This window comes from Psychrobacter sp. H7-1, assembly GCF_904846585.1.
Classification (GTDB): Bacteria; Pseudomonadota; Gammaproteobacteria; order Pseudomonadales; family Moraxellaceae; genus Psychrobacter; species Psychrobacter raelei.
The window spans coordinates 1-3,608 of sequence record NZ_CAJHBH010000081.1 but is presented as its reverse complement, the minus strand read 5'-3'; the positions used below and the strand labels follow the sequence as shown (position 1 = coordinate 3,608).

At 41.7% G+C, this 3,608-nt stretch carries 1 protein-coding gene; it reads left to right on the top strand.

Features of this window, described 5'->3' with window-relative positions; all coding sequences use genetic code 11:
• Positions 1–180: 180 nt before the first annotated feature.
• On the top strand, positions 181–3,495 hold the full coding sequence (locus tag JMX92_RS13155; RefSeq protein ID WP_201546125.1) for a DEAD/DEAH box helicase family protein: 3,315 nt from the start codon (positions 181–183) through the stop codon (positions 3,493–3,495).
• Positions 3,496–3,608: the final 113 nt, after the last annotated feature.

Here is a 3,608-nt window from a genome sequence, read left to right as displayed (position 1 = left end):
GGTAGTCGTCTTTAGCTTCAATTAGCATACGGACGGCGCGCTCTTTCATTTCGGGGGTATAGTTTCGTGTTTTCATTGTCGTATTCTCTCAGATAAATGAGTCTCTGACAATCCCGGGGCGGTTCATACCGTGAAGTAGCACATACGCAAAGAGATTCAGGTACGTTATTCGAAGAGTTGATGATTAAATATTTCGAAAATGAGCCAAAGTTTGCCACGGAGTACAAAGAGGTTCAGACCTATGCAGACTGGGTTGAGCAGTATGGTGATGAGTTAGGCATAGTTAATAAGAAAGACACTGGTATTGATTTGGTAGCAACCAACTATCTGGGTGAGCATCACGCCATTCAGTGTAAGAATTATTTACCTACTCATAAGATGGCCAAATCAGATATTGATAGCTTTATGAGTGCGTCAGGTAAAAGCTACTTTAGCTATCGTATCGTTGTCAGTACCGTCGCTGAATGGACAGATAACGCCATTGATATGATGGATAATCAAAATCCACCAGTGAGCATGATTAACCTATCAGAGCTTGAAGAATCTTCTATTGATTGGGACGAATATTACAAAGACCATGAAATTAAGTTTGTTGAAAAGTTCGATTTAAGACCGCATCAGCAAGAAGCACATAATGCTGTTCTAAATGGCTTAAAAGATGCTGAGAGAGGTAAGCTCATTCTTGCATGTGGTACAGGTAAGACTTTCACCTCACTACGCATTGCAGAGACGATGGCTGGCAAGGGTAAGAAAGTGCTTTTCTTGGTGCCAAGCCTTGCGCTATTGAGTCAAACGCTTAACGAGTGGACGCAGCAAGCTAAAGTGCCGTTAAGAAACTTTGCTGTTTGTTCAGATAGCGATGTAGGCAAACGCAAGCAAGATGATGATGACCGAGTTATCGCCACACGTTCTGATTTAGACTTCCCTTCTACTACTAACGCTGTCAGCTTAGCCAATGCTATCAAGACTCTACACGACGATGAGCATATGACGGTAGTGTATAGCACATACCATTCTATTAATGTGCTGTCAGACGCTCAAATGAGTCATAACATTGGTGAGTTTGATTTAATCATTTGTGATGAGGCTCACCGTACCACTGGCGCTAAGTTTGATGGCGAAGATGAGTCTGCTTTTGTGATGGTGCATAGCAACGACAATATCATGGCTAAAAAACGCCTATATATGACTGCTACGCCTCGAATTTATAGTGAAGATGCTAAGGCTACCGAAGGTGTCGAGCTATTCTCTATGGACAAAGAAGAGCTGTTTGGTAAAGAGCTACACGTTCTAAACTTCTCACGAGCTGTGGCCTTAAACTTATTAGTCGATTATAAAGTCATCGTATTGAGCGTAGAAGAAAGCGTTATTAATCGTAGACTACAATCGTTAATTTCAGATGAAAACAACGAACTGAACGTAGATGACGCAGCTAAGATTGTGGGCTGTTGGAAGGCGCTGGCTAAGCATGGTTTAAGTGACTCTGAAGACCCAATGAGGCGTGCTGTTGCCTTCTGTCAGGTGATTGGTACAGATTATAAGGGCAAGGGTCATAAAGTATCTTCTAAGCTCATTTCAGAGATGTTTAGCGATGTGGTTAAGACTTATCAAGAAGCTGAATTTGCAGCCATAAAAGAAAAAGACCCCAATGCCGTTATCCCACATTCATTAAGGCTAAATTGTGAGTGCGAGCACGTCGATGGCAGTATGAACGCCAGTGAAAAACAGGCTAAGCTTGATTGGCTTAAACAAGATTTAGAAGACAACACTTGTCACATTCTATCTAACGTACGCTGTCTATCAGAAGGTGTTGACGTGCCAGCCTTAGATGCGGTGATGTTCTTAACACCACGTCAATCGCAGGTCGATGTGGTGCAATCTGTTGGCCGTGTTATGCGTAAAGCACCAAACAAAGAGCGTGGCTACGTCATCTTGCCAGTAGTGGTGCCTGCTGGCATGGACCCTTCTGATGCGCTCAATGATAATAAAATCTATCAAGTAGTATGGCAGGTTCTTAATGCCCTGCGTTCACATGATGACAGCTTCGATGCGATGATTAACAAGCTTGAGTTTAATGGCCGTGATACCAGTAAAATGGAAGTTATCGCCATTACTGATAAGGTGCAAAAAAGAACGCCAAGCACAAGCAAAGGGGCTGGCAAGAAAGCCAAGGGTGGTCGTAGTATAGGGTCTGGTGATAAGTCTCAGCCTGAGCAAATGTCTATGGACTTTGAGGTTGGTGAGATTGAGCGTGCTCTATATGCAAAAGTGGTTAAAAAGTGCGGTAACCGCCACCACTGGGAAGACTGGGCTAATGATGTTGCTAAGATTGCTAATACTCATATTGACCGTATTGAGGCTATATTAGAAGACCCTTCATTTGAAAAAGAACATAAAGCCTTCCATGCCTTTGCTAATGAGCTACGTGATGACTTAAACAGCAGTATCACCGATGATGAAGTGGTTGAAATGCTAGCTCAGCACTTGATCACTAAGCCAGTGTTTGATGCACTGTTTGAGCAGTATGAATTTGCTAAGCGCAACCCTATTTCAGTGGCCATGCAAGAGCTACTGGACATCTTAGAATCACATAGACTGGATAAAGAAGCCAAGCAACTTGAGTCATTCTATGAATCAGTGAAGATTCGTGCCAGCGGTGTGCATAGCGCTGAAGGTAAGCAAAAAATTATCTTAGAGCTGTATGATAAGTTCTTTAAAAACGCCTTCCCGCGTATTACCGAACGCTTAGGTATCGTCTATACGCCTACTGAGGTAGTCGACTTTATTATTCATAGCATTGAGAATGTATTAAACGACGAGTTTGGTGCAAGTTTGGCTGATGAGGGCGTACATATATTAGACCCATTCACAGGTACAGGTACGTTTGTTACTCGCCTGCTGCAAAGTGGCCTTATTCCAAAAGATAAGCTATCTCATAAATATCATAATGAAATCCATGCTAATGAAATTGTGCTGCTAGCTTATTATATCGCCTGTATCAATATTGAGACTGTTTACCATTCAATGATATTAGAAGGTAATACTAAAGATAATAGCGAGGCTAACGAGATTGGTTATACCCCATTTGAAGGTATCTGTCTGACAGACACATTTGAAATGTACGAGAAGGGTGACTTAGTTAGTGACTTACTGGAAGATAACAGTGAGCGTCGTAAACGTCAGAAGGAATTGGATATACGTGTCATCATGGGTAATCCCCCTTATTCAGCTGGGCAAGACAGCGCCAATGATGACAATGCAAACATTTCATACCCCACTCTTGACTCAAGAATTTTAAATACATATAGCCATTATTCTTCTAAAACTGATGGAAAAAGTAAGCTTTATGACTCTTATATTAGAGCATTACGGTGGGCCTCTGACCGAATTGATACCAAAGGTGTAATTGGTTTTGTTACTAATGGCAGTTTTATTGAGACAAACTCAATGGATGGCTTACGACATTACTTAGCTAAAGAGTTTAGGGCGTGTTGAACATTGGATATAAATTTCTGGCAAAAAAAATAGCGAACGGTTAATCTTTAAGTTCTCACACAAAAAAGATATCGTTCGCTATGCCTCGCACTATGCTCAAAGATGAACACTGG

Excerpts from the sequence above, each read along its gene's own strand:
- JMX92_RS13155 (WP_201546125.1), top strand. The coding sequence starts at position 181 with ATGATTAAATATTTCGAAAATGAGCCAAAGTTTGCCACGGAGTACAAA.